This is a genomic window from Bradyrhizobium huanghuaihaiense, from assembly GCF_025200885.1.
GTDB lineage: Bacteria > Pseudomonadota > Alphaproteobacteria > Rhizobiales > Xanthobacteraceae > Bradyrhizobium > Bradyrhizobium huanghuaihaiense.
Genome location: NZ_CP104172.1, coordinates 2819042 through 2842457, shown reverse-complemented (window position 1 = coordinate 2842457; position 23416 = coordinate 2819042). Strand labels below are relative to the sequence as shown.

The 23416-nt window shown below is 63.0% G+C and carries 22 protein-coding genes and 2 pseudogenes; 6 read left to right on the top strand and 18 right to left on the bottom strand.

From position 1 onward, the window contains the following. Positions 1–7: 7 nt before the first annotated feature. From N2603_RS13415 to N2603_RS13400, 4 genes are all read left to right on the top strand, one after another. On the top strand, positions 8–586 hold the full coding sequence (locus tag N2603_RS13415) for an HdeD family acid-resistance protein (protein WP_018642545.1): 579 nt from the start codon (positions 8–10) through the stop codon (positions 584–586). 356 nt (positions 587–942) lie between these two features. After that, positions 943–1185 (top strand): hypothetical protein, encoded by a 243-nt coding sequence (locus N2603_RS13410; RefSeq protein ID WP_244635792.1) that lies wholly within the window; start codon positions 943–945, stop codon positions 1183–1185. A 40-nt stretch (positions 1186–1225) separates the two neighbouring features. Continuing rightward, positions 1226–2467 (top strand): efflux RND transporter periplasmic adaptor subunit, encoded by a 1242-nt coding sequence (locus N2603_RS13405; RefSeq protein WP_260389158.1) that lies wholly within the window; start codon positions 1226–1228, stop codon positions 2465–2467. Continuing rightward, positions 2464–5616 (top strand): efflux RND transporter permease subunit, encoded by a 3153-nt coding sequence (locus N2603_RS13400; protein ID WP_260389157.1) that lies wholly within the window; start codon positions 2464–2466, stop codon positions 5614–5616. Before N2603_RS13405 ends, N2603_RS13400 begins: the two co-directional genes overlap by 4 nt. Positions 5617–5823: 207 nt before the next feature. On the opposite strand, the gene N2603_RS13395 is transcribed toward N2603_RS13400, so the two are convergent. The 10 genes and pseudogenes from N2603_RS13395 to N2603_RS13350 all read right to left on the bottom strand — a co-directional run bounded on the left by N2603_RS13395 (position 5824) and on the right by N2603_RS13350 (position 16363). Then, entirely contained in the window at positions 5824–5952 is a 129-nt protein-coding gene (locus tag N2603_RS13395; protein WP_018642541.1) for a hypothetical protein, read from the bottom strand. Next, a complete protein-coding gene (gene cydB, locus N2603_RS13390) occupies positions 5952–6962 on the bottom strand; it encodes a cytochrome d ubiquinol oxidase subunit II (RefSeq protein WP_018642540.1) in 1011 nt (336 codons plus the stop codon). Before cydB ends, N2603_RS13395 begins: the two co-directional genes overlap by 1 nt. Next, positions 6959–8356 carry a cytochrome ubiquinol oxidase subunit I gene (locus N2603_RS13385; protein WP_260389156.1) on the bottom strand — a complete coding sequence of 466 codons (1398 nt, stop codon included), beginning with the start codon at positions 8354–8356 and terminating at the stop codon, positions 6959–6961. Before N2603_RS13385 ends, cydB begins: the two co-directional genes overlap by 4 nt. A gap of 215 nt (positions 8357–8571) precedes the next feature. Further along, on the bottom strand, positions 8572–9546 hold the full coding sequence (locus N2603_RS13380; RefSeq protein WP_260389155.1) for a 3-hydroxyacyl-CoA dehydrogenase NAD-binding domain-containing protein: 975 nt from the start codon (positions 9544–9546) through the stop codon (positions 8572–8574). A 21-nt stretch (positions 9547–9567) separates the two neighbouring features. Beyond that, positions 9568–10491, bottom strand: coding sequence for a 3-hydroxyacyl-CoA dehydrogenase (locus N2603_RS13375; protein ID WP_260389154.1), 924 nt, complete (start codon positions 10489–10491; stop codon positions 9568–9570). Positions 10492–10526: 35 nt separating this feature from the next. Beyond that, positions 10527–10787, bottom strand: a complete 261-nt coding sequence (locus N2603_RS13370; protein WP_260389153.1) for a Clp protease/crotonase-like domain-containing protein — start codon at positions 10785–10787, stop codon at positions 10527–10529. Between the two features lie 108 nt (positions 10788–10895). Beyond that, the gene (locus N2603_RS13365; protein ID WP_260389152.1) at positions 10896–12137 is read right to left on the bottom strand and encodes a CaiB/BaiF CoA transferase family protein; all 1242 of its coding nucleotides are present in this window, start codon (positions 12135–12137) and stop codon (positions 10896–10898) included. Positions 12138–12171: 34 nt separating this feature from the next. Further along, positions 12172–12978, bottom strand: coding sequence for an enoyl-CoA hydratase-related protein (locus tag N2603_RS13360; RefSeq protein ID WP_260389150.1), 807 nt, complete (start codon positions 12976–12978; stop codon positions 12172–12174). A gap of 57 nt (positions 12979–13035) precedes the next feature. Further along, positions 13036–14256 (bottom strand): acyl-CoA dehydrogenase family protein, encoded by a 1221-nt coding sequence (locus tag N2603_RS13355; RefSeq protein ID WP_260389149.1) that lies wholly within the window; start codon positions 14254–14256, stop codon positions 13036–13038. Positions 14257–14709: 453 nt separating this feature from the next. Continuing rightward, a pseudogene (locus N2603_RS13350) lies at positions 14710–16363 on the bottom strand (winged helix-turn-helix domain-containing protein). A gap of 241 nt (positions 16364–16604) precedes the next feature. Between N2603_RS13350 and N2603_RS13345 the strand changes: the two are divergent. After that, positions 16605–17550: pseudogene (locus N2603_RS13345) on the top strand (helix-turn-helix transcriptional regulator). Between the two features lie 261 nt (positions 17551–17811). Here N2603_RS13345 and N2603_RS13340 read toward each other — a convergent pair. The 8 genes from N2603_RS13340 to N2603_RS13305 all read right to left on the bottom strand — a co-directional run bounded on the left by N2603_RS13340 (position 17812) and on the right by N2603_RS13305 (position 23049). Continuing rightward, on the bottom strand, positions 17812–18816 hold the full coding sequence (locus N2603_RS13340; protein ID WP_425248985.1) for a COG3904 family protein: 1005 nt from the start codon (positions 18814–18816) through the stop codon (positions 17812–17814). Then, on the bottom strand, positions 18807–19109 hold the full coding sequence (locus tag N2603_RS13335) for a hypothetical protein (protein WP_260389148.1): 303 nt from the start codon (positions 19107–19109) through the stop codon (positions 18807–18809). Before N2603_RS13335 ends, N2603_RS13340 begins: the two co-directional genes overlap by 10 nt. Before the next feature lie 212 nt (positions 19110–19321). After that, the gene (locus N2603_RS13330) at positions 19322–20296 is read right to left on the bottom strand and encodes a helix-turn-helix domain-containing protein (protein ID WP_260389147.1); all 975 of its coding nucleotides are present in this window, start codon (positions 20294–20296) and stop codon (positions 19322–19324) included. A gap of 114 nt (positions 20297–20410) precedes the next feature. Then, positions 20411–20905, bottom strand: coding sequence for a MaoC family dehydratase (locus N2603_RS13325; RefSeq protein WP_260389146.1), 495 nt, complete (start codon positions 20903–20905; stop codon positions 20411–20413). A 10-nt stretch (positions 20906–20915) separates the two neighbouring features. Then, positions 20916–21398, bottom strand: a complete 483-nt coding sequence (locus N2603_RS13320) for a hypothetical protein (RefSeq protein WP_260389144.1) — start codon at positions 21396–21398, stop codon at positions 20916–20918. Positions 21399–21453: 55 nt separating this feature from the next. Next, positions 21454–21780, bottom strand: a complete 327-nt coding sequence (locus tag N2603_RS13315) for a hypothetical protein (protein WP_018642525.1) — start codon at positions 21778–21780, stop codon at positions 21454–21456. An 11-nt stretch (positions 21781–21791) separates the two neighbouring features. Next, a complete protein-coding gene (locus N2603_RS13310) occupies positions 21792–22010 on the bottom strand; it encodes a hypothetical protein (protein ID WP_260389143.1) in 219 nt (72 codons plus the stop codon). 142 nt (positions 22011–22152) lie between these two features. Next, positions 22153–23049 (bottom strand): LysR family transcriptional regulator, encoded by an 897-nt coding sequence (locus N2603_RS13305; RefSeq protein ID WP_260389142.1) that lies wholly within the window; start codon positions 23047–23049, stop codon positions 22153–22155. A gap of 210 nt (positions 23050–23259) precedes the next feature. On the opposite strand from N2603_RS13305, the gene N2603_RS13300 reads away from it, so the two are divergent. Beyond that, the gene (locus N2603_RS13300; RefSeq protein WP_260389141.1) at positions 23260–23400 is read left to right on the top strand and encodes a hypothetical protein; all 141 of its coding nucleotides are present in this window, start codon (positions 23260–23262) and stop codon (positions 23398–23400) included. The last annotated feature ends 16 nt before the right edge of the window (positions 23401–23416 follow it).

Genomic DNA, 23416 nt, shown 5'->3' with positions numbered 1-23416 from the left:
GGATCGCATGACAGCCTATGACAGCCGGTCCGGCATCGCAGCGCTGGGCCCTCCGCCACTCTGGGTCTGTGCGCTCCTCGGCGCGGTCTTGATTGCCGCCGGCTTCTTTGCGCTCGGCGACCTCGCCTTTGCCACCATCATCAGCGTCAAGTTCATCGGACTGACCGCGATCGCCGCCGGCGGATTCGAGATCGCGCATGCGTTCTGGACCAAGGAATGGGGCGGCTTCCTGTGGCGGATCGTTCTCGGCGCGCTCTACCTCGTCTTCGGCCTCATCCTGCTGACCCAACCGGCCTCCGGCGCGCTGATCCTGACCTATTTCCTTGGCGCGGTGCTGTTCGCGTCCGGCGTCATTCGGTGCGTGCTGAGTTTTGCCTACTGGCATCAGAACGGCTGGATGATGTTGATCTCCGGCATCTTTGCCGTCATCGCCGGCGTGCTCATCCTGTTCGGCTTCCCCGACATCAGCGTCTGGGCGCTTGGCTTCCTGCTCGGTGTCGACCTGATCTCGCATGGCCTCGCATGGTTGCTCTATGCGCTGCAGTCGCTGCGGACGGCCGAGTCACAAAGGAGAGAAGCACAATGATTGCTCCCAACCGCCGTGCCTTCCTCGGTCTTGCAACGAATGCCATTGCCGCGGCCGCAATCGGCACCGTCGGCGCGCGCCTCATCGGCGTCGCGGAGGCGATGCCCTTCGACCCCGATCCCGGACGGGCCGGCGAGTCAGCGCTCCCTGTCATGCCGGCGCAGTGGGGACCGGGACCCGGCCCGGGCTGGGGCAGCCCGGGCTGGGGCGCCCCGCCACCGCGTCCCGGTTGGCGTCCCCCACCGCCGCGTCGTCGTCGTCGCTGGGTGTGCTGGTGGCATCGCGGTCGTCGTCATTGCGGATGGCGCTGGCGCTAGGACGCGTCCCGAGCCCTTGCCAAGGTGATGGAGGGAATCGTGCGCAACAATTACCAATGGGTCCTCGCCGCCGTGCTGGCCGCGCTTCTCGTTGCGGCGACCTGGTTCTGCGTGTCGGTCTGGCGCTCGACGCCGGCGATGCCGGTCTACGGCAACGTCATCCTGGCCGGGGCCGCGGTCCTCGTCCTGGTGTCGGGCTGCGGGCTGATCGCATTGATGTTCTACAGTCATCGCAAGGGCTACGACGAACCCGCGCGCAGCGACAGGGCCGCGCGGGACTGACCCCAGTCCGCTGTTCTGAGCCTGGAGCAAGGAGCGGACGATGAACCATGCGGACGTCCCGATCCGATTGCTGGCGGCAGGTCTCATGATCGTGCTGACCGGCGGGGCCGCCCGGGCGCAGCCTGCCGCCTCCGCGCCTTCAGTCGGGGTCGTCGAAGCAACACGGCGTCCGATCACCGAGAGCAGCGAGTTTCTCGGCCGCATCGAGGCGATCAACCGGGTCAACGTTGCCGCCCGCGTCACCGCTTTTCTGGAACAGCGGCTCTTCAACGAGGGCGCGGAGATCAAGAAAGGTGACCAGCTCTATCGCCTCGAACGCGGTCCATTTGAAGCCGATCTTGCGGCCAAGAAGGCGCAGGTGGCGCAGCTCGAGGCCACGCTGGAGAATGCAAGGCTGACGACCGAGCGCGCACGGACCCTGCTCGGCGGACCGGCCGGGCAGCAGTCGACCTATGACGCCGCGATTGCAAACCAGCGCAGCCTGGAAGCCCAGGTGCAGGCCGCGCAGGCGCAGGTCCAGGCCTCGCAGATCAACCTCGACTACACCGTGATCAGCGCGCCGATCGACGGCAAGATCGGACGCACGGCGGTGACGGAAGGCAACATCGTCAGCCCCTCGTCGGGCGTGCTTACCACGATCGTCAGCCAGGATCCGATGTACGTCACGTTTCCCGTGCCGCTACGCCAGGGACTCGAGCTGCGCGAGCGATACGGTCCGCAAGGCGGACTTGAGGCGGTGGTGATCCGATTGCGGCTGCCCGACGGGCGCATGTACGGCCAGTCCGGCAGGCTGAACTTCGTTGACAACAGCATCGCGCAAAACACCGACACGATCACGGTGCGGGGTGAGATCGCCAATCCGATCCTCCGCGCCTCCTCCGCGGCAGGCGTCATCACCCACGAGCTGACGGACGGCGAGTTCGTGACCGTCGTGCTCGAAGAGGTCCAGCCGATCGAGGTGCTGGCGATCCCGCGCTCGGCGGTGCTGTCCGACCAGCGGGGCGACTACGTCCTCGTGGTGGGCACGGGCAACAAGGCCGAGCAGCGGCGTATTCAGCTCGGACAATCGACAACGACGATTGCCGCGGTCATCGACGGGCTTGCGGCCGGCGACAAGGTGATCGCGGAAGGCCTGCAGCGGGTTCGTGCGGGCCAGACCGTCACCCCGGATCCGGCAAGCGCACTCATTCTGTCGAGCATGAAGGGCGCAGCGACCGGACCGGCGCCACCGGCTGACCACGGCACCCGCCTCCCGACACGCCCGGCGGACGGCAGCCCATGATATCGGACGTCTTCGTCGACCGCCCGCGGCTATCGATGGTGATCGCTCTCATCATCACCATCGCCGGCGCGCTGGCGCTCACGCAGATTCCGGTGGCGCAGTTTCCGGATATCGTGCCGCCTCAGGTCACCGTGGCCGCGACCTTCCCCGGCGCCTCGGCCGAAGTGGTGGAAAGCAGCGTCGCCCAGCCGCTGGAGGCTCAGGTTATCGGCGTCGACCGCGCGCTGTACATGAAATCGACCAGCGCCAACGACGGCAGCTACACGCTGACGGTTTCGTTCGCGCTCGGCACCAATCCCGACATCAACACCGTCAACGTCAACAATCGCGTGCAGAGCGCGTTGTCGCAATTGCCCACGGAGGTGCAGCAGCAGGGCGTGACGGTGCAGAAGCGATCCTCCTCGATCCTGCAATTTCTGGTGCTGTACAGTGCCGATGGCCGGCAGGATCCGCTCTTCATCACCAATTACGCCATCATCAACGTGCTCGACGCGATTGCCAGCACGCCCGGGGTCGGCCAGGCCAATCTGTTCGCCAAAATGAACTATTCGATGCGGATCTGGTTCGATACGCAGCGGCTCACCAGCCTCGGCCTGACCCCGACGGATGTGATCGCCGCAATCCGCGCGCAGAGCGTCCAGGCTCCCGTCGGCCGTATCGGGGCGCGGCCGATCAGCAACGATCAGCAGTTCCAGTTCAATGTGCAGACACTGGGCCGGCTCGCCACCGTCGACCAATTCGCCAACATCGTGCTGCGCGCCAATCCGGACGGATCATCGCTGCTGGTAAAGGACGTCGCCCGCGTCGAGATGGGCGCACAAAATCTCGACAGCGAAGCGCGGATCGACGGGCGCGCCGCCGTCCCGATCGCGATCTATCTCGCGCCGGGCGCCAATGCGGTGACCACCGCGCGCGCGGTGGCGGAGACGATGCAGCGGCTGTCCGCCCGGTTTCCTCCAGGCCTCAGCTATCTCGTGCAATACGACTCCACGAGTTTCGTCCGCGACACCATCGCGGAGGTGTTGCGGACCCTGGGCGAGGCGTTCGTCCTCGTGGTGGTCGTTGTCTATTTGTTCCTCGGAAACCTCAGAGCCACGGCGATTCCGGCCGTCGCCGTACCGGTCAGCCTGGTGGGCACCTTCGCCGTCCTGCTGACCTTCGGCTATTCGGCCAACACCGTGTCCCTGCTCGCCATGGTGCTCGCCATCGGCATCGTCGTCGACGATGCCATCGTCGTGGTGGAAAACGTCGAGCGCGTCATGGCGGAAGAGCCCGACCTGTCGCCGGCGGAGGCCAGCAAGAAGGCCATGAGGCAGATCACCGCGCCGATCATCGCAATCACCCTGGTGCTGCTCTCGGTGTTCGTCCCGATCGCATTCATTCCCGGCATCTCGGGCACGCTGTTCCGTCAGTTCGCGGTGACCATCAGCGCCGCCATGATGATCTCGGCATTGAATGCGCTCACGCTCTCGCCGGCGCTGTGCGCCCTGCTGCTGCGCCACGGCGGCCCGCGCCGAGGTCTCATCGGCCGCGTGCTCGGCGGGATCGACTGGGTGCGCGATCGCTACAGCGGCGGCGTCCGCCACCTGGTGCGTATGGCCGCCTTGTCACTGCTGCTCGTCGCGGTCTTTGCCGGCGGGATCTTCGGCCTGTCGCTGGTCACGCCGACGGGCTTCCTGCCGGAAGAGGACCAGGGTGCCTTCTTCACCTCGGTGCAGTTGCCCGATGGCGCTTCGGTGGCGCGGACCAGCGCGGTCACACAGCAGGTCGAGGACATCCTGAAACAGATACCGGCCGTCGACCACGTCCTGGCGGTGATCGGCTTTTCGCTGCTCGACGGCGCCTCCGAGCCGAACAGCGCGCTGGTGGTGGCGCGCCTGAAACCCTTCGCCGACAGAAAGGCGGCGGCGGATTCGGCGCAGGCGCTGATCGCCAGGATGTTTGCAGCCGGAGCTCAGATTCGAGAGGCCAACGTGCTGCCGTTCAACCTGCCGCCGATCATCGGGCTCTCGACCGGTGGCGGATTCGAATATCAGCTGCAGGCGCTGGAGGGACAGAGTCCGGCCGCGATCTCCAGCGTGACGAACGCGCTGATCGGCGCCGCCAATGCCGATCCAAGGCTCGCGCGCGTGTTCTCGACATTCACCGCGACCAACCCGTCGCTCTATCTCGATATCGACCGCCGCAAGGCCCAGGCGCTGGGCGTCACCATCAGCGACATCTTCACCGCGCTGCAGGCCACGCTCGGCGGCATCTACGTCAACAATTTCAACCTGTTCGGCCGAACCTGGCAGGTCAATCTTCAAGGCGAGGCGTTCGACCGCGCCGACACCTCGGACATCTGGCGGATCTACGTGCGCAACAGCTCCGGCGAGATGGTGCCGCTGCGATCGCTGGCCGGGCTGAAGATCGTCACCGGACCGCAGGTCATCACCCGCTACAACAACTATCGCTCGGTGACCGTCAACGGCAGCCCGGCGCCGAACATCTCCTCGGGCACCGCGATGGCTGCCATGACTGAGATCTCCGATGCCGTGCTGCCGTCGGGCTACACGTTCGCATGGACCGGCACCGCCTATCAGGAGCAACAGGCCGCCGGCCAGACCGGCATCGTGCTGATGCTCGCCGTCCTGTTCGCCTATTTGTTCCTGGTCGCGCTCTATGAGAGCACGGTGATCCCCATCCCTGTGCTGCTCTCGGTCGTCGTCGGCGTGCTGGGATCCTATCTCGGCATCAAGGTCGCCGGGCTCAACCTCGATCTCTATGGCCAGATCGGCCTGGTCGTCCTGATCGCGCTCGCCGCCAAGAACGGCATCCTGATCGTCGAATTCGCGAAGGAGCAGCGCGAGGCCGGCATGGCGCTCGATGAGGCCGCGGTCCAGGGCGCCCATATGCGCTTTCGCGCCGTCATGATGACCTCGGCCGCCTTCATCCTCGGCCTGCTGCCGCTCGTCGTCGCAACGGGCGCAGCCGCGCTCAGCCGTCGCGCGGTGGGCACGGCGGTGTTTGCCGGCATGCTGGCCGCGAGCTCGATCGGGATATTCATGGTGCCGATGCTCTATGTGGTCTTTCAACGCATCCGCGAACGCACGAAAGCGGCTTTCAAATCAAGCCATCGGCCGTCTTCGCCCGACCGCAATGCGGTCTAGACCCAGCCATTGGCGATGCCCATTGCATCCGGCATACCCGCCACCCGAAAACGACCTTCGGCCCGCACGCCGCACCCGGTTCGTGCGATGAGCGAAAAAGCGCGGAGATCTTTCGCAATCCGTCCTCCGGACGAGGAACGAGCGAGCCGCACGTCGTTGAAAATCTCGCAGCATCTTTCGCCCCGGATCCTTCCGGCATAACCTGCGTCATTTCGGAGCGATCCAGAGCCGCAAGGCGAGCGAAATCAGCGCCACCGTGCCGACGCCACCGAGCCAGAGTGCTACGAACCACAACAGGCGTTGCGCGAGCGGGTGCGGATTCCGATCGGGTTGCATCAATGATACCCGCTTTCAGGCCGTACCTTGCCGCGAAACACCCAATAGGCCCACGCGGTATAGCCGAGGATCAGGGGGATCAGCACGGAGACGCCGAACAGCAAGAAGATCTGGCTGTTCGGCGGCGCGGCCGCCTGCCAGATCGTGATGCTCTGCGGCACGATGAAGGGATACATGCTGATGCCGAGCCCGGCATAGGACAGCGCGAACAGTGCAAGCGACAGAAAGAACGGCTGGTAGTCGTATTTGTTCGCGAGCGCGCGGAGCAGCAACACCGTGACAGCGGCGACCGCGATCGGCACCGGCGCCGTGAAGATGATATTCGGCCAAGCGAACCAGCGCTGCGTGTACTGCACATGCAGGAGCGGCGTTGCGATGCTGACCGCAACGATCGCCCCCAACATAGCAAACAACAATAGCCAGCTCAGGCGATAGGCGCGGTCGCGCAATCTCCCTTCGGTCTTCATGACGAGCCAAGTCGCGCCGAGCAGCGCATAGCCGATCACGAGCGACACGCCGGTAAGGATCGAGAACGGCGTCAGCCAATCCCACCAGCCGCCCGCATAATGCCGCGCCTCGACTTTCACGCCCTGCAGGATGGCGCCGAGCGCGACGCCCTGCGCCAGCGCCGCAAGCCACGAGCCGCCGGCAAAGGCGAGGTCCCAGGGGTTGCGTTCTCCTTGCGCCCGCCAGCGGAATTCGAAGGCGACGCCGCGGAAGACGAGCGCGATGAGCATCGCGATCATGGGCGTATAGAGCGCGGGCATCAGCACGGCGTAGGCGAGCGGAAATGCCGCCATCACGCCGCCGCCGCCGAGCACGAGCCAGGTCTCGTTGCCGTCCCACACCGGCGCTACGCTGTTCATGACCACGTCGCGGTCGGCTTTCGCCGGAAACAACGGAAACAGGATGCCGAGCCCGAGGTCAAAGCCGTCCATCACCACATAGACGAACACGGCAAAGGCGATGATGAGCGCCCAAACCGTTGCGAGGTCGATGGCGAGGCTCACTGGCTCACCCCTTCGATCGCGGGCGTGATGCCCGCCGTACGTGTCGGCATCTCGTGCGGTGGTCCGACTTCACCGGGATGCGGGGGCTGCGCCATCAGCCGCAACAGATAGGTCACGCCGGCGGCATACACGACGAAATAGACGATGACAAAGGCGAGCAGTGAGGAGCCGACGGCAGGGGCCGCCAGAGGTGAGGCGGATTCAGAAGTCCGTAGCAGATTGTACACCGTGAACGGTTGCCGGCCGGCCTCGGTGGTGATCCAGCCCGCGAGCACGGCGATGAAGCCGGCCGGTCCCATCAGAACAGCAAAGACATGCAACAACCGCGAGTCGAACAAACTGCCACGCCAGCGGCACCAGAGGCTGAACAGGCCGAGGCCGAACATCAGGAAGCCCATGCCGACCATGATCCGGAACGACCAGAAGGTGATCGGCACCGGGGGCCAGTTTTCACGCGGCACGGTGTCGAGGCCCGGCATCGGCGCATCCGGCGAATGTTTCAGGATCAGCGAGCCCAGCTTGGGAATTTCGAGGGCGTATTTGACCTTGCCTTCCTGCTGGTCAGGCAGGCCGAACAGGATCAGCGGCGCACCATCGGGATGGCTCTGGTAATGTCCTTCCATCCCCATGATCTTCACGGGCTGGTGCTCCAGCGTGTTGAGGCCGTGCTGGTCGCCGGCGATAATCTGGATCGGCGCCACCAGGGTGGCCATCCACATTGCCATGGAGAACATCACGCGGGAGCCGGCGAGATGTGGGTTGCGCAATAGATGAAACGCGCCGACCGCGCCGACCACCAGCGCCGTGGTGAGGTAGGCCGCCAGCACCATATGGACAAGGCGATAGGGAAAGGACGGGTTGAAGATCACCTTGAGCCAATCCGCCGCAACGAACTGGCCGTCGGCGTTCACCGCATAGCCAGCTGGGGTCTGCATCCAGGAGTTGGAGGAGAGAATCCAGAACGCCGAGATCAGCGTGCCGATCGCGACCATCAGCGTCGCCAGGAAATGCAGCCGGGGGCCGACGAGCTTGAGGCCGAACAGCATCACGCCGAGGAAGCCGGCCTCGAGGAAGAACGCTGTGAGCACCTCATAGGCCATCAGCGGGCCGATCACGGGGCCGGTCTTGTCGGCGAAGGCCGACCAGTTGGTCCCGAACTGGTAGGCCATCACGATGCCCGACACCACGCCCATTCCGAAGGCGATCGCAAAGATCTTGAGCCAGTAATTGAACAGGTTGAGGAAGACTTCGCGTCCGGTCAAAAGCCACCGCGCTTCCAGCACCGCGAGGTAACTTGCAAGCCCGATCGAAAACGAGGGGAACACGATGTGGAACGACATCGTGAACGCAAATTGTGCGCGGGCGAGCGTGACCGCATCCCATCCTTCGAACATGAAGCACCTCTATCTTCGATCCAGCACGTTCCCTTTCGGACTCTCGAACCCAACGCACGTTGTCGTCGCACGCGCGATCAGCCGGTCCTTTACATCGGTGATGCCACGCGCCATGCCGGGCCCGATGCACATATCATTCTTCAGAAAGGGGGTTGCCGGGTCAAGCCCGACAACGACAAAAGCAACTACGCTCGCTTGGCTTCGGATCGTCCGCGCTACTCGGCCCCGACCTTGTGCGGGGAGACCGTCTTCCGACGGTTGCTGCGGAGTTCGAGGAGACCGAGCAGAATCTCGTCCCGCTCCGCCTCCAGCTCTTCGACGCTGCGCGATCCGATCTCGGCATGAACACCGTCGATCAGCTTCTTCTGCACCTCAGGAGTGAGGTCGGGCGTACCGAGGGTCTTCCACGTTGCGGTAAACGGGCCGGCAAACTGGTGCAAGAAATGCTCGATGCCGCCCGGGCCGCCGCCGAGATGATTGAGCATCATGTTGCCCATGATACCCCAGCGCAGACCAGGCCCCCAGGACAAGGCGTCGTCGACGTCGGCAGCGCTCAGCACATCCTCGGCAACGAGGTAGTAGACCTCCCTGGCCAGTGCGCCCTGCAGGCGGTTGGCGACATGGCCCGGCATTTCCTTGTTGAGCCGGACCGCCTTCTTGCCGATCGACTTGTAGAATGCGATCGCACGCTGGATCGTCTGCTCCGAGGTCCTGGTCCCGCCTACGACCTCGACCAGCGGGATCAGGTGCGGCGGATTGAAGGGGTGACCGATGACGCAGCGCTCAGGATGCAATGCAGCGCCCGACTGAATGTCGCTCATCTTGATCCCGGACGAGCTCGACGCGATGATCACGTCCGGCGGCAGCAGCTCGTCGAGCTGCTTGTACAGCTTCTGTTTGAAGTCCAGCCGCTCGGGTCCGTTCTCCTGCACGAGATCGACACCGACAACCGCTTCGGCAAGGTCGGCGGTGAACTTCAGCTTCGCCTGCGATGCGCCAGGCGACAGGCCCAGCCGTTCGAGCGCCGGCCAGGCCGAGTCCACGAACTTCCGCAGCGCGGCCTCCGCGTCGGGCGCGATGTCTGTCGCGACGACGTCAAGTCCCTTGGCGAGGTACTGCGCGGCCCAGCTCGCGCCGATCACGCCAGTGCCGATGATTGCGACGCGGCGAATGGGTTTGGTATTGGTCATGGGGATGCTCCGATGCGTTTGTCAGATTTCGACGTATGCGACGCCGGTGAGATTTCCCTGGGCGGCGAGAAGCATCCGCTTCTCCGTCCCGTCGAGCTTCGCCGCATAGAGCGAACCGGCGAAATCGGTCACGAACATGCGGTTGCCAGAAACATCCAGCGCGATGCCGATCCCTTCCATCAGGTCCGAGACCACGATCTGCGGCACGTTTTGCGCGGGCCTGGCGTCGATCGGCGCGCGGTTCACCGTGTTGCCCCGTGGAGGATTGCCGCGATCGGTCCAGTAAAGGATGCGATGCTTCAGATCGATTTCGAGATCGATCGGTTCGGGAAGCCCGTTGAAGAAGACTTCGATGTCGCTGCGATCAACCGCCGTCTCACCCTTCGGGATCTCGATCCCGGCGCGCAAAATGCGTCCGACTTCGGCGTTGTCGCCGCCTTTTTGCGTCCAGTAGATCTGTCCGTGTAGGGGATCGACGGCGATCCCGACGCACCATCTGTTCTGATCGCGGCGGTCGTTCTCGCCCTGGCCCGTCTGGACGAGCGTCTCGATCTGCGAACCGTCGAGATTGGCGCGCATGACTCGCATGCCCTCGCGATCGGACCAGTACAGCTTGCCGTTCGCCTTATCGAGATGCAGCTGCTTCGGCGTGAACGTGCCGCCGGGCGCGACGACGAACCTGCGATTGCTGCCATCGAGGTCGGCGCGTTCGATCGAGCCGTCGTTACGGCTGGGAACGCCCATATTGGTCCAGTAGACGTGACCAGCCGCCACGTCGACGACGATCCCGTCCGGATGCGGGCAATCGGCCGCGATGACGTAGGGATGCGAGCCGTCCGGATTCATCGACAGGACGCGCCCGCCGCTCAAGTCGAGGAGGAACAACCGGCCAGATCGGGTCGCGCCCGATACGGCTTTTGTCTGCGTGGCATGGAGTACGGTCATGGTCTGTCCTTTGGTGTCGCTTCGCTGGCGCCGGACTATTCGGCCGCGCGGGGCTTCGGCAGGTTGGTGAAATTGGGCGCCCGCTTCTCTCGGAATGCCGTGAAGGCTTCGGTGGCTTCCGCTGAGTGAACTCGTGCGCTGAACTCATGGCTTTCGAACTTCGCGGCCTCTCTGAGCTGGCCGATAGACGTCTGCTTGAGGAGTCGCTTGGAAGCGCGCAACGCGCCTGCCGGCTTTGCCGCAAGTTTCTGTGCCGTCGTAGAGCCGGCGAGGCTCGTGTACATGCCGGCCGTCATCGCGTTCTTCTAGGCCGGGCGATTGAGCTCGACCCGCAAGATGCTGCCGGAACGCTCGGTGATGATGTCGCTCATTGCGTACTTCCTTTCCCGATGGTCTTGCGGCGGTCAGACCGCGCTTTCCTGCTTGCGCGGTGGCGCCGCCTTCGCGATGGCGCCGCTTTCGCGCAGGTTGATGATACTGTTGGCGTCGAAGCCGAGTTCACCGAGGATCTGCTCAGTGTGCTCGCCGAGGTCGGGCGCGCGCTGGGCCGGAGCCTTGGTGACGCCATGCACCGTGATCGGGCTCGAGATCGTCGAGGTCAGCTTGCCGCCGGCGCCGTTGAGCGGCACGACGATATCGTTGGCCGCGAGCTGCGGGTCGTTGACGACCTCCTGCGGCCCGCGCACTTCGCCAAAAGTGACGTTCACTCCGGAAAACACTTCATGCCAGTGCGCCATCGGTTTGGCGCCGAAAACCTCGTCGAAGATTGCCGTCAGTTGCGGCATGTTCGCGACCAGATGCGCAGGATCGGAAAAGCGCGTGTCGGTCAGCAAGTCGTGCCGGCCCATTGCATTCACGACGGGGACAACCTTGTCCGGCGTGACGATGAGGACGAACCACGTGCCGTCGGAGGAACGATAGACGTTCGCCGCGGCGTTGGCCGGATGCGTGCGGTCGTGCATCGGCGGAAACTTGGCGCCGGCGAGAGCTGCCTGAATGGAAACGCTCGCAGACCACACGCCCTGGGCCAGCAGCGAGGTCGTGACATAGGATCCTTTGCCGGTACGCTCGCGCCGGTACAGGGCGGTGACGATCGCCGCGTAGAGACCGACGGCAGTGGCGTTGTCGCCGCTGCCACCCACCGGCCAGGTCGGCGGCGCACCGGCATCACGCGTCATCGACAACAGACCGCTGCGCGCCCAGTAGGAGGTGATGTCGAAACCGGGCAGTTCGGCGTCCGGCCCATGCTCGCCGAAGCCCGTGAGGTCGGCATAGATCAGGCGCGGATTCCATCCCGCGACGTCTTCATATTCGAGCTTCAGCTTCTTCCGCGCATGGTGCGGCGTGTTGACGATGAACACGTCAGCCCAGTTGGCGAGCTCGAAGATGATCTGCTGCGCGCCCTGTGACTTGAGGTCCAGCGCGAGGCTGCGCTTGTTGCGGTTGGCGAGATGCCACTGATAAGGATCGTGGGCGCTCGGCTGGAATGGGACCTTGTGCCCATTGCGCCAGGGATCGCCGTGCGGCGGCTCGACCTTGATGACATCGGCGCCGAAGTCGGAGAGGATCACGGCCGCGCCCGGTGCGGCGACAAAGCTCGAGAAGTCAACGACCTTCAAGCCAGAAAAGATGTTTTCGTTTACCATTGATGGCTCCTGAGTTCGATAGTGGCTTGCAATCTCAGCGGCCGTGAAATTGCGGCGCGCGCTTCTCGAGGAAGGCCGACGTGCCCTCCTTCTTGTCTTCCGTGCCCGCGCACAGCCCGAAATAGGAGGCTTCGAGGGCGAGGCCTTCGCTCTGGCTCGTATCCATTCCCTTGTTGGTGGCCTCCAGCGCGAACTTGACGGCGAGCGGTGCGTTGGCGGCGATCTCGCTCAGGATCGCTTCGGCTCGTGGGATCAGGTCGGATGCGGGGACGATCTCGTTGACCAGCCCGATGCGGTACGCCTCCTGTGCGCTGATGATCCCACCCGACAGGATGAGCTGAAGCGCGCGGCCCTTGCCGATGAGCCGGGGCAGCCGCTGCGTGCCGCCCCCGCCGGGCAGCAGCCCCAGCTTCACCTCCGGCTGGCCGAACTTCGCGTGCTCCACCGCGATGCGGATGGTGCAGGCCATCGCGGTCTCGCAGCCGCCACCGAGCGCAAAGCCGTTGATCGCCGCAATCACCGGCTTGCCGAGATTCTCGATGAGATCGAGGACCTGCTGTCCGAAGCGGCTGGACCGCTCGGCGTCGATTGCGGTCGCTTGCGCAAGGCCGCCGATGTCGGCGCCGGCGATGAAGGCCTTGTCGCCCGCTCCCGTCAGGATGACGCCGCGCACAGTCGGGTCGCTTTTCGCATCCTCGAATGCGGTCGACAGGTCCTGCCAGGTTGCTACGTTGAGAGCGTTGAGCACCTTCGGCCGATTGACCGTTACACAGGCGATCGCGCCCCGTGTCTCGTAGAGGACGTTCGCAAGCGGCGGCGCAGCAACTGCTGATGTTGACATGTTGATCGATCCTGGTTGGGGGACGGCCGGCAGCCGAGTGCCGGCCCGTTCGTGACATCAGACGAAGGCACTGAACCCGGTGATCGCCTTGCCGACGATCAGGTTCTGCATCTGGTAGGTGCCTTCGTAGGAGTAGATCGCCTCGGTGTCGGCGAAGAAGCGCGCGACGTTGTAGTCGACCAGGATCCCGTTGCCGCCCATCAGCTCGCGGGCCCAGGCGACGGTTTCCCGCGCCTTGGACGTGCAGAACGCCTTGACGATCGCTGCCTGCGCATCCGTCAGCTTGCCTTCGGTTTCCAACTGCATCGCGCGGACCAGCATGCTTTGACAGGCCACGATGTTGGCAAGCATCTTCGCCAGCAGCTCCTGAATGAGCTGGAACGACCCGATCGGCTTGCCGAACTGCAGGCGCTCCTGCGCGTATTTGAGGGCGTTCTCGTAGGCGCCCATCTGGGCCCCGGTGATTTCCCAGCCGACGCCATGGCGGGTGCCACGCAGCACCAGCGCGGGATCGCGGAACGTTCCCTTGCCGCCCTGCAGACGGTTCGCATCGGGCACGCGGCAGTCGGTCATCGTGATCTGGCCGTTCTGCACGACCTTCAGCGCGATCTTGTTCTGCATCTTCTCGACGCTGAACCCGGGCGTCGTCTTGTTCTCGACGATGAACCCCTTCACCTGATTGTCGGCCACGTCGCGCGCCCAGACGATCGAGATGTCACACCACGGAGCGTTGCCGATCCAGCGCTTCTGGCCGTTGAGGACCCAGGTGTCGCCTTCGCGCTTCGCCGTCGTCGTGAGACCTGCACCGGTCCCCGAGCCCACCAGCGGTTCGGTCAGCGCGAAGCATCCGACCTTTTCCATGCGCGCCATCGGCGGCAGCCATTTCTGCTTCTGCTCCTCCGTGCCCGCGAGGTAGATGGAATTCATCGCAAGACCCGTGTGGACGCCGTGGAAGGTGCAGAAGGAAACATCGGTCCGTGCGATCTCCAGGGCGACCAGGCCGACCAGCAACGGGCTTCCGCCGGGGCAACCGTAACCGTGCATGCCGAGGCCGGCGATGTTCAGTTCCTTGTAAGACGGGAGCAGCTCGAACGGGAATGAGTCCTCGACCCAGTGCTTGTTGATGATGGGAGCAACCTTCGTCTCCATGTAGGCGCGCACCTTCTTGACGATCGCCCTCTCCTCCTCGCCCAGCGTGTCGGCGAATTGAAAGAAGTCGGCGTTCGGCGGAGGAAGCTGTTTCGGTGCCGAAGGTTTCAGTGCAGCAGCGGTGGCCATTTCGATCTCCGTTTCGATGTGGGGCCTGCGACTGCAGCAGGCGTCTCGCTCCAACGCATCGAACATAGGGAAGCGGCCCGCATGCGGCTTTGCATCGCGTGCTGTCGTTTTGTCATTTGTTGCTGGCGAGCGAGGTGGCAGATGCAAATGCGGGACAATTGGCCGCGCCGTACTCAAGATGTCTGCGATTATGGCGGGCTACGAAAATGCCGAACGTGTGCTTCGATCAGGTAGGCATCACGGGAGCACTCGGACATATTCAGATTAGGGAAGAGCTCGTCTTAGGCCGTGTACCTATAAACACGGCGGCGTCATGTGACTGGTGACTCCGTCCGCTTTGCTCCTATAGCGACCAAATTCGTGCGGCAGCACAATATGTCGCGATGGGCCATTAGCGGAAGTTGCGATTATTCGATCACCTCGTTGCCAAGGCGAGTACCTTGGCCGAGATAGTCATTCGGGCAGCCCTGCTTGCCGCAATCCCTCTTCATATCGCGCGACGTCCTCAGCACGTCGATAAGGGCCAAGCACTTCCTTGAGATTGGAAAGGCGCAGCGTGGGGCTCAGTTCTCGCAGCCGAGCCACTGCCTTGTGTGCTTGCTCCGGCCGACCGGCCATTGCGTTGCTTGCGGCGGTGACACGTAATCCAGGTTGATAGTCCGGACTGCACTGCAGTGCCATTGCCGCCCATGATGCCGCTTCGTCATAGCGCTCCAAAAAAATGCGCATATGCGGTCCCGGCTCGCATGCCCATCAGCCACGGATCAAGTGGGCTCAGGCGAATGGCACGCGCGAAGCGCTCGATCGCCGATTCCGGCTCGCCGAGCCAGAGTTTTACCCAGCCGCCGAAATTCCATGCCTCAGCCAAATTGGAATTAAGCGCGAGCGCGCGATCAACCAAGCCGGCACCTACCCCGAGATCCCCAGCAACAAAAGCTAACGCATTCCCGGCAGCGGAGAGCGCGATCGCGTCATCCCTGCCCAACTCAACTGCCCGTTGGGTGAGCTTCTTCACTTCGGCAATCGCGTTCGCTGTGTCCGGAATCCAGCCATTGATCCTGGCAATGAGGTAGCAAGAGGCTGCACGACCGTAGGCGGTGGCAAATTCCGGGTCGAGCTCGATCGCGCGGTTGAACAGACGCAATGCCTCGTCGTTCGCTGGCCGGTTACCAAACTGATGAAGCCGGGCCAAACCGCGCAAATAGAGGGTATAGGCGTCGAGACTAGCGGTCGGCTTGCGTTTGGCGCGCTCGATCTCAGCTTTTTCCACCGCAGGCGCGATCGCCCCGACAACGCTCTCAGTCACCTGATCCTGCAAATCAAAGATGTCGCCGAACTCGCCATCAAACCGATCGGCCCAAATATGTGCTCCGGTCGCGGCATCGATGAGTTGTCCCGTAATGCGCACTCGGTTTGCCGCCTTGCGAACGCTCCCTTCCAACACGTAGCGCACCCCAAGCTCGCGTCCCACCTGCTTCACGTCGACGGCGCGCGACTTGTAGGTGAAGCTGGAGTTTCGGGCGATGACAAATGGCGCCTTGAAACGGGACAGTGCCGTGATGATGTCCTCGGCCATTCCATCGGCAAAGTATTCCTGTTCGACATCGCCAGACATATTCTGGAACGGAAGCACCGCAATGGAAGGTCTGTCGGGCAGCGGAGGCGGGCTCTCGGCCTCGGCAGCAAGAACTGGCGCAGCATCTCGCGCTTCAGCAGGCGCACCGACCTCAAAGGCCCTGACATGTCGAACGCCAGGATCCGCACCCGGCTCTGTGACCGAGGCTCGCGCGGGCATTTCGTCCTCAATGACCTTGCCAACAAACCGGAGGCCTCTGCGAGAAACCGTTCGGATCAGGCGTTGCTCCTTGCCGGTATCCCCGATTGCCCTGCGCACGGCATTGACGTGGCTGGTCAGCGTGGATTCGGACACGATCCGTCCTTCCCACACCGCCTTCAGAAGATCGTCCCTTGTGACGACCTGTTCCCGGTTCTGGACCAGGAAGAGCAGCAGATCGAACACCTTCGGTCCAACGGGGATGAGCTCGGAGCCTCGCTTGAGCTCGCGCCGGTTAGCGTCGAGGCAATAATCTTCGAACAGAAACGGCACTTCTGATCCTTCTTGGACAAGAAGCCACGGAAAACCCAATCGCAATTCAAGCCGGCTGCAAGGCTTTTTCCGCTCGGAACAGTACACGTTTTCTCACCCTTCGGGAACAAGCCCGGTTCGAGAAATGGTTGGCCCGGTCCGCACCCGACGCACATTGAGCTTCGCGATTGACGCAAAAAATCCGGCCACCCGGCATTTCTTCCCGCCACCCGCATCGCATCCCCAATGCGAGGATACGTTCATGAACAAGCATATCTTGCGCGATTCCTTGGAGGACGCGTCAGTTGCGCCTGAGGCGTGCCAAGTAATCAGTCCGGCCAATGCCGAGCGCCCTCACGCTGGTGCGGTAACGGCGCGAGTGCTCGGCATTTCGCATGGCTTTGGATACCTCCGGTGCCGCGATAGCCCACCGGAAATACAAACGAGTGCACGACGTCTGCGGGCCCAAGAGCCACCACGTCATCATGGCCTACAACGGCTCGGCGCAGCGCATGGAACGGCGGTCGGGACGATCAGTTGCGACCGGAACGTTCCGCCCCGGGGCTGTGATAATCATTCCCGAAGGATCAAGCTCCCGATGGGACATTCCAAAACCTGTTGATGTCGTTGAGTTCTATCTTCCGCACGCGACGCTCGAGCGCATGGCCGAAGAAGCCGACACCGCCGGACCGGTCAATCTCCTGGAGCGAACGGCGCATCCCGACCCCGTTACATCCCGATTGCTCTTGACCGCGGCAGATACCCTGGAGGGCAATGAGGCCCTGGATACGCTGTTCAGACGTCAACTGACAAGCCTTCTAGCCACGCGTCTCCTGGCTGCGCACACCGGCTTGCCAACCACGATCCAGCCGACCATGGGTGGCCTTTCGCCAAAGGTGCTGAGCCGCGCCATCGAGCGCCTGCGCCCAGAGAGCGATGCGGACGTCTCTCTCGCCGCGCTCGCCTCGGATGCCGGTCTGTCGCGCTTCCACTTCTGCCGCGCTTTCAAGAAAAGCACCGGGCTGTCGCCGCATGCCTGGCTGCGTCAGCACCGGCTCGAGGAGGCCAAAAACATGCTGCGCGACACCGACGCGTCGGTCATCTCGGTCGCAGTCGCGCTTGGCTATTCCTCCCAGACCGCGTTCGCCGCTGCCTTCAGGAAGCTGACCGGCGAGACCCCGAGCAATTGGCGACGGCGTGCACGTTGACAGCATCGCCGATGCGGGGAACTGCATCATTGTTAAAGACGGAGCGGAGAGCCTGCCTCGGCCCTCGACGCCCGTTCTCATGCGGGCGGAAGTCGCGTGCGCAAGACCGGTGCTGCCTAGAGCACGGATCGCAAGTGTCCAGGCCCCGTGACACCGATGAAGCTCGGGCGTCAGATGACGAGGCCGCGGAGGCAAGCATGCTCTAACGGCCAACGCGAGCCAGTAGGATATATGCGATCTCCCGAACAACGCGACCAGGCGCTACCTGCTAGTCTGCCCAAGGGGAGTCATCGCCGCCTGCCCGCCGCCCATGCGGCTCATAGCGTCAGCCGACTTAATAGGATTGGGCTCCGGGGAGGTCGCAACCGCGCTGCTTACGATGCGACCCTGCAGCGGTTTGGGCATCAGCTCGACCATCGCTGCATCGGGACTTCCCGCCCGAGCTACCTTATCGGTGGTGACGAGATTGGTCAGTCGCAATTCATCCCGAGACAGTTCATGCAGATCTTCCCACGGTGGCACGTTCAGCGACAGCGACAACAGATCGCCCGCGCCGCCCATATCGAAGGTGTACTTGGCGAGACGCCCGATATCGCGTTCCACGATCATCAGATCATCAGCGCTGTAGGTTGCGGCCTTGGCGTCATTGGCACGGTCCCCAAGCCAGATCTGATGTACCCGGACATGGGCAGTCTCGGGCACGTAACGCGTCTTGCCCGACAGCAGAAGGAACACGCACATCGATTCGCAATAGGCTACGGGCGCTATATTGGCAGGAGCACCTTGAGCGGTATTGGTCTGGACGCTGACGCCGACGGTGGTCAGTGCCCCAAGCTCGCGGAAACGCCTTCCAAGCGCGATGGAGGCATTGACCGAACCGCCGCTGGAATCCAGCACGATGGTCGCGCCGCCGAGTTGTCGCCCATGGGCGAATTCGTCAAAGTCCGTTGGACTGTCGGCGGTCACGATCCCGGCTGCACGGACCCAGCCCCGGCAATTCGGCTGGCAATCGACCCAAGTGAACTTCATCGGCAGTTTGCGTTCTTCGAGGGCGACGCCGGCATGGACCGAACCGCTCAGCACAGCCATCAATGCGATGCAGAGGAAGGCGCCAACGAGCAGCATCCATCCTCGGGTTTCCGCCCAACGACTGTGATCCGAAGCTCGATTGGAGATGCGGATGCGCTCCGAGGTGTCGACCTTCGAGATTGTCGCCAGGTTGATCAAGAGCGAAACGGCCAGCAGGTACACTGGAATCACGAACATGATTGCGTAACCTCGATGGACTGTCGGATGGGGTCGGCCGTGCCGCGCTGGCGTACATACACCGGCGACAGCTGATGGTGCCCGGCTGACGGTACGGCTTCAGAACCGGCGCTTTGCCTGGGTTGATGCTTGGCCCGCCATTTTGGGCCGGGGCCTCGCAGGTTGTGCAGTTCGGGCCGGTAGCTGTCGCGCACGTCCATGATCAGGTTGTGAATGACGCCGGCGAAGTTGGATGCTGACTCAGCCGTCTTGCGAGCAAAACCTGACAGTGCGCTTGCATCTATGATGCTCATCACGGAACTCCTCAGTCGTCTTGCCGTTCGAAATCGGCGCTAGGCAATCGCTGGACATTTCGTGTGCCTTGCTTCGTCGCGATCGAACATAGTTAAGGGACCGGGCGAATTTCTTTGCTTCGCATGCTTTCGTTTTGTCATTTTTTGCTGGCCGGAGATGACAGATGTTGAATCACCAACAGCAAAGGGTGAGGCCGTTGCGAGCTGCGGATTCACGCCAGCATGAGAGCCTGCTTGATAAAAGCCGGTGACGAATCGTGTTGTCGCAATCCAAACTCGCGGCGATATTGGCCCGGCGCCTGGCCAGTTGCTTGCCTGAATGCTCGCGTGAAACTCGCTTGGTCGGAAAAGCTGAGCGCCAGCGCGATATCCGCCAATGACCGCTCGCCTTGCATCAACAAGGCTTTCGCATGATCAAGGCGTCTGGCGCTAACGTAGCGATGAGGAGGTTGCCCGACGGCTTGCTTGAAGGCACGGGCAAAATGGTATCGGCTCAGGCAAGCAATGGATGCCATGAGGTCGAGGGTGAGATCCCCTTCCAGGTTCGTTTCGATGTAATCCAGCACACGCTCGAGCCTGCGTCGATCCAGCGCGCCACTTGTGCGAGGGACCATGGACTGGCCGGCCGGTGCCCCGATGCACTTTTGAACCAACCTCGCCGCCAGGCTGGATGCAAGGTTCTCGATGAGCAGACTGCCGGCGGACGTTTCGGCCTGCAATTCCGCCGAGATTGCACGTCCGATCTCGGCCAGCAGCGGGTCTTCGAAAGCGCTTTCGTAGCTCAGCGCGTGGACTGCGGCCAGATCGATATTGATATTGAAAGGCGCGAAGTGGCTGAGTGGAAGATAGATATGCAGAATTCCCGACATATCTTCGGCGATGTCAACCGAACCTTCCTGCAGACCGGGAGGAGACAGCCAGACCGTACCTCGCCTTGCGATGACCCGGCTTTCGATGCCTGGGGCGCGCCGCGTAACCAGCGATTCGTTGCCGTGAGTATCGAAGCAAATCCTGATGTCGGATTGTGGAGTTCTCCATGGGATCACCCCTTTGCGAACGGTCCCACACAGCTGGGCCGACAGGCCTGACCAACCTCGATCCGCCGAAGATGACAGGACCCCCTCGAAACCGTAGTGCTCCAATCTATATCGGGTTGCAGTAGCCGCCTGATCAAGTTGGATGTCCAAGACACGCTCCTACAGAGTTAGAGCTTCAACGTTGTTCAGCCCGGAATCCGGGAGACTGAGGTCCTGAGATCGGCGGCGTCCCCCATCATGGCCGGTTTTGCAAGCCAGGTTTCCTCATGCCGCAGCTTTGCGCAGAACAACAAGCCTGGCTTTCTGAACCAGAACAACGTCGCCGCGCTGGTTTATCGTCCGGCTGAGAAGGACGATCGTTCCGCGGTCGGGCCGCGTGCGTGACGGCGTGACTTCGACGACTTCGCTCTCGACGTGGAGCACGTCGCCGGGACGGACCGGTGCCGCCCAGCTCACTTCGCCCCCGGCGCCGACGAAGCCGCCGGCGAGTGGCGGACCGCTCTCGACGTTCAGACGCATCGTGATCGCGGCGGTGTGCCAACCGCTCGCAGCTAAGCCCTTGAAGAAGGTCCGCTCGGCGGCGTGCTCGTCCGTATGGAAGGGTTGCGGATCGAACTGAAAGGCGAATGCCTTGATCTGTGCTTCGTCGAGCCTGTGCGTTCCGGTGGTGAAGCGTTGTCCGACCTTGAGGTCGTCGAGATAGAGCTGATCTGCTGGGATTTGTCTTCCAGCCTCGCGGCTCACTTGGACCATGGTCATGTCGGCCTCCTCAGGCTGCGATGCTGGAGCGGCCTGCATCCGCACGCCCAGCTTTGTTCCGGGCTTCGATGGCCCTGACGGATTCTTCAAACGCCTTGTCCTGAACCCGCCTCCCGATCGTTCCGAGCACGAAGCCGAGCAGCCGCCCCGTCAGATTCTTGCCGTCGCGTATGACGACCACATCGATGTCTGTCGTGCCGTCGGGCTGACGCGTGAAAGTGTGGATGTGCCCCGACGCGCCACCCCACACGTTGGAATCGATCGTCGTGAGGACGACGCGGGCAGGATCGGACCAGTCGTAGTGCAGGCGCTCCCAGATCCCGCCCGAGCCTTCCGTGACATCGGCATGCGAGCCGCTCTGATGATGCACCTTGAGATACGCATCGCTGCTGTTGCCAAACAGCTTCGAGCGGCCGGGTCCGAAATCGGTCAGGCCGGCCACGTACTGCTCGGGCGTCGCAGTGGTCCTCCGATGAAGGCGGATGGTGGACATGTGTAGTTTCCCTGGCTGCGTTCCGCTTGGCGAACGCAGCCGTTCGAGTCGAAGTTCAGTTCGAGGCCGTGCTCGGTTTGCGAACGAGCACGCTGTCGCCTTCCCGGCTGATCTCGATCACGCCCGCTGGCTTCGGTGTCGAGAGAAGCAGGCGCTGACCAGGTGCGAGGAGAGATACGACGCGGAACGGTGTTCCTGTCTCGCCCTGCGCCAGAGTGGCGACCACGCGAAAGCCATCGCGCTCGACAGTGTAGTAGGCGACCCCCGATATCCCGCCGAGGTCGATGCTCTTAGCCTCGATTGGACGCAGCCCTTCTGCCTGGGCGGCCGTCAGGGAGACGAGACCGAATGCAACGGCGAAAAGCGTGTTGCGGATTGACATGACGATTTCTCCTAATGGTTGACGATCGAGCACAGCGAAGTTGTTGACCACGACAACGGTTCGCCGCCCCGATGAATCCAGGTTCCGTTGATGACGATTGGTGCGTTGTCGGGCTGCCCGCTGACCGGATCGGCCGGCGGGAACACACTGTCGTAGATCGCGCGGGCTTCTCGTATCAGGCGGAGCCGTTCGCGCTCGGCCTTCGGGATAAATTGAATGACTTCACCCATATTCGCCTCCAGTTCGTAACGCCGTTGTCCGGCACGTCATGACTGGCAGGTGGGGCGAAAGGCCTGGGTCAACAGGCCGGGAAATCGGGAGTCATCCTTCCGGAATTTGGAAGCCCGACAGCGGAGCTCACACTGTCGGAATCTACTCCGCAAAAACTCGCTTCAGCCGCGGCGCCGCAAAGTCCAGGAACGCTCTTACTTTGATCGGCAGAAACCTGTTGGCCGTGTAGACGAGATTAACCGGCATTGACGGTGGCTGGAATTCATCCAGCAAGGTCGTCAATGTTCCCGCTTCCGGACCGGCCTCGAGTTGGTAGGCAAAGGCGATGGAAATTCCCACGCCGGCGCGGGCTGCCGTACAAGCCGCCTCCGCACTGCCCACGGTGAGCCGCGTATGCACCGGCGCTGCGATGGTCGCCTTGCCTTTGACGAATGTCCAGACATCGGGGGGCGAGAAGCCGGGATAGCTGATGCAATCATGTCCGGCCAAATCTTCCGGCGTGCGCGGCGTTCCGCGCGCCGCCAGATAGGCGGGACTCGCGCACACCACCCGGCGCGTCCTGCCGAGCCGCAGCGCGACCAAGCTCGAATCCGGCAACTCGCCAATGCGCACCGCGACATCGATTTGCTCCTGGGCCAGGCTCAGCTTCTGATCGGTGGGGATCATCCTCACCTTGATGTCCGGATAAGTCTTGAGGAAGTCCGCGATGATCGGCATGAGGATGATGCGCCCAAGGCCCAATGGGGTCGTCACCGCCAGCTCGCCTGTCGGCGTGGTATACTCGCCGGAGGCGGTACGCTCCGCTTCGAGCACATCGGTGAGGATGCGCTTGCAAGCCGCAACGTAGGACGTGCCCGCATCCGTCAGCACCAGCTGCCGGCTCGATCGGTTGAAGAGCTTCGTCCGCAGGTGAGCCTCGAGCTCGGATACGTTGCGACTGACTGTTGTGAGGGGCGTTTTCAATCGCCGCGCCGCCGCGGACAGGCTGCCCTGCTCGACCACGGTCAGAAAGGTCGACATCGCTTCCAGGCGATCCATCGGATCCCCTTCCATAATTCGGGAGGATACCTTCCGATTTTGCCATATCGCCCCGGACTTCGGAAGACGACGTCGCCCCTATCGAGCGAACCTTCCGCTGCCTGGAAGGACCCTTTCCACGTACGACCCTTTCTCAGGCGGGCTCTCCAATCGATCTCCTTGGATGATGGCGTGGGAAACGCCGTCCTCAACACTGACAAGGAGAGTTCAATGACAGCGCATATCGAATCCTATCGGTACGAAATCCAGTACAGCGACGACGCCGACTTCGTTGCGTATCAGCGCAAGTCGAGCGACGGCGTCTGGCAGACGGTTTCGGCGTGGACGATTCCGGATTCGGCGGATTGCTGAGTGCCGGCTGGCCATT

What these genes read in the sequence shown, in the direction of transcription:
- N2603_RS13320 (WP_260389144.1), bottom strand. Translation starts at nt 21,398, where the DNA reads ATGTCCACCATCCGCCTTCATCGGAGGACCACTGCGACGCCCGAGCAG.
- N2603_RS13325 (WP_260389146.1), bottom strand. Translation starts at nt 20,905, where the DNA reads ATGACCATGGTCCAAGTGAGCCGCGAGGCTGGAAGACAAATCCCAGCA.
- N2603_RS13380 (WP_260389155.1), bottom strand. Translation starts at nt 9,546, where the DNA reads ATGACCAATACCAAACCCATTCGCCGCGTCGCAATCATCGGCACTGGC.
- N2603_RS13395 (WP_018642541.1), bottom strand. Translation starts at nt 5,952, where the DNA reads ATGCAACCCGATCGGAATCCGCACCCGCTCGCGCAACGCCTGTTGTGG.
- N2603_RS13400 (WP_260389157.1), top strand. Translation starts at nt 2,464, where the DNA reads ATGATATCGGACGTCTTCGTCGACCGCCCGCGGCTATCGATGGTGATC.
- N2603_RS13310 (WP_260389143.1), bottom strand. Translation starts at nt 22,010, where the DNA reads ATGGGTGAAGTCATTCAATTTATCCCGAAGGCCGAGCGCGAACGGCTC.
- N2603_RS13405 (WP_260389158.1), top strand. Translation starts at nt 1,226, where the DNA reads ATGAACCATGCGGACGTCCCGATCCGATTGCTGGCGGCAGGTCTCATG.
- N2603_RS13300 (WP_260389141.1), top strand. Translation starts at nt 23,260, where the DNA reads ATGACAGCGCATATCGAATCCTATCGGTACGAAATCCAGTACAGCGAC.
- N2603_RS13305 (WP_260389142.1), bottom strand. Translation starts at nt 23,049, where the DNA reads ATGGATCGCCTGGAAGCGATGTCGACCTTTCTGACCGTGGTCGAGCAG.
- N2603_RS13355 (WP_260389149.1), bottom strand. Translation starts at nt 14,256, where the DNA reads ATGGCCACCGCTGCTGCACTGAAACCTTCGGCACCGAAACAGCTTCCT.
- N2603_RS13365 (WP_260389152.1), bottom strand. Translation starts at nt 12,137, where the DNA reads ATGGTAAACGAAAACATCTTTTCTGGCTTGAAGGTCGTTGACTTCTCG.
- N2603_RS13360 (WP_260389150.1), bottom strand. Translation starts at nt 12,978, where the DNA reads ATGTCAACATCAGCAGTTGCTGCGCCGCCGCTTGCGAACGTCCTCTAC.
- N2603_RS13370 (WP_260389153.1), bottom strand. Translation starts at nt 10,787, where the DNA reads ATGACGGCCGGCATGTACACGAGCCTCGCCGGCTCTACGACGGCACAG.
- N2603_RS13375 (WP_260389154.1), bottom strand. Translation starts at nt 10,491, where the DNA reads ATGACCGTACTCCATGCCACGCAGACAAAAGCCGTATCGGGCGCGACC.
- N2603_RS13340 (WP_425248985.1), bottom strand. Translation starts at nt 18,816, where the DNA reads ATGTTCGTGATTCCAGTGTACCTGCTGGCCGTTTCGCTCTTGATCAAC.
- N2603_RS13335 (WP_260389148.1), bottom strand. Translation starts at nt 19,109, where the DNA reads ATGAGCATCATAGATGCAAGCGCACTGTCAGGTTTTGCTCGCAAGACG.
- N2603_RS13385 (WP_260389156.1), bottom strand. Translation starts at nt 8,356, where the DNA reads ATGTTCGAAGGATGGGATGCGGTCACGCTCGCCCGCGCACAATTTGCG.
- N2603_RS13315 (WP_018642525.1), bottom strand. Translation starts at nt 21,780, where the DNA reads ATGTCAATCCGCAACACGCTTTTCGCCGTTGCATTCGGTCTCGTCTCC.
- N2603_RS13415 (WP_018642545.1), top strand. Translation starts at nt 8, where the DNA reads ATGACAGCCTATGACAGCCGGTCCGGCATCGCAGCGCTGGGCCCTCCG.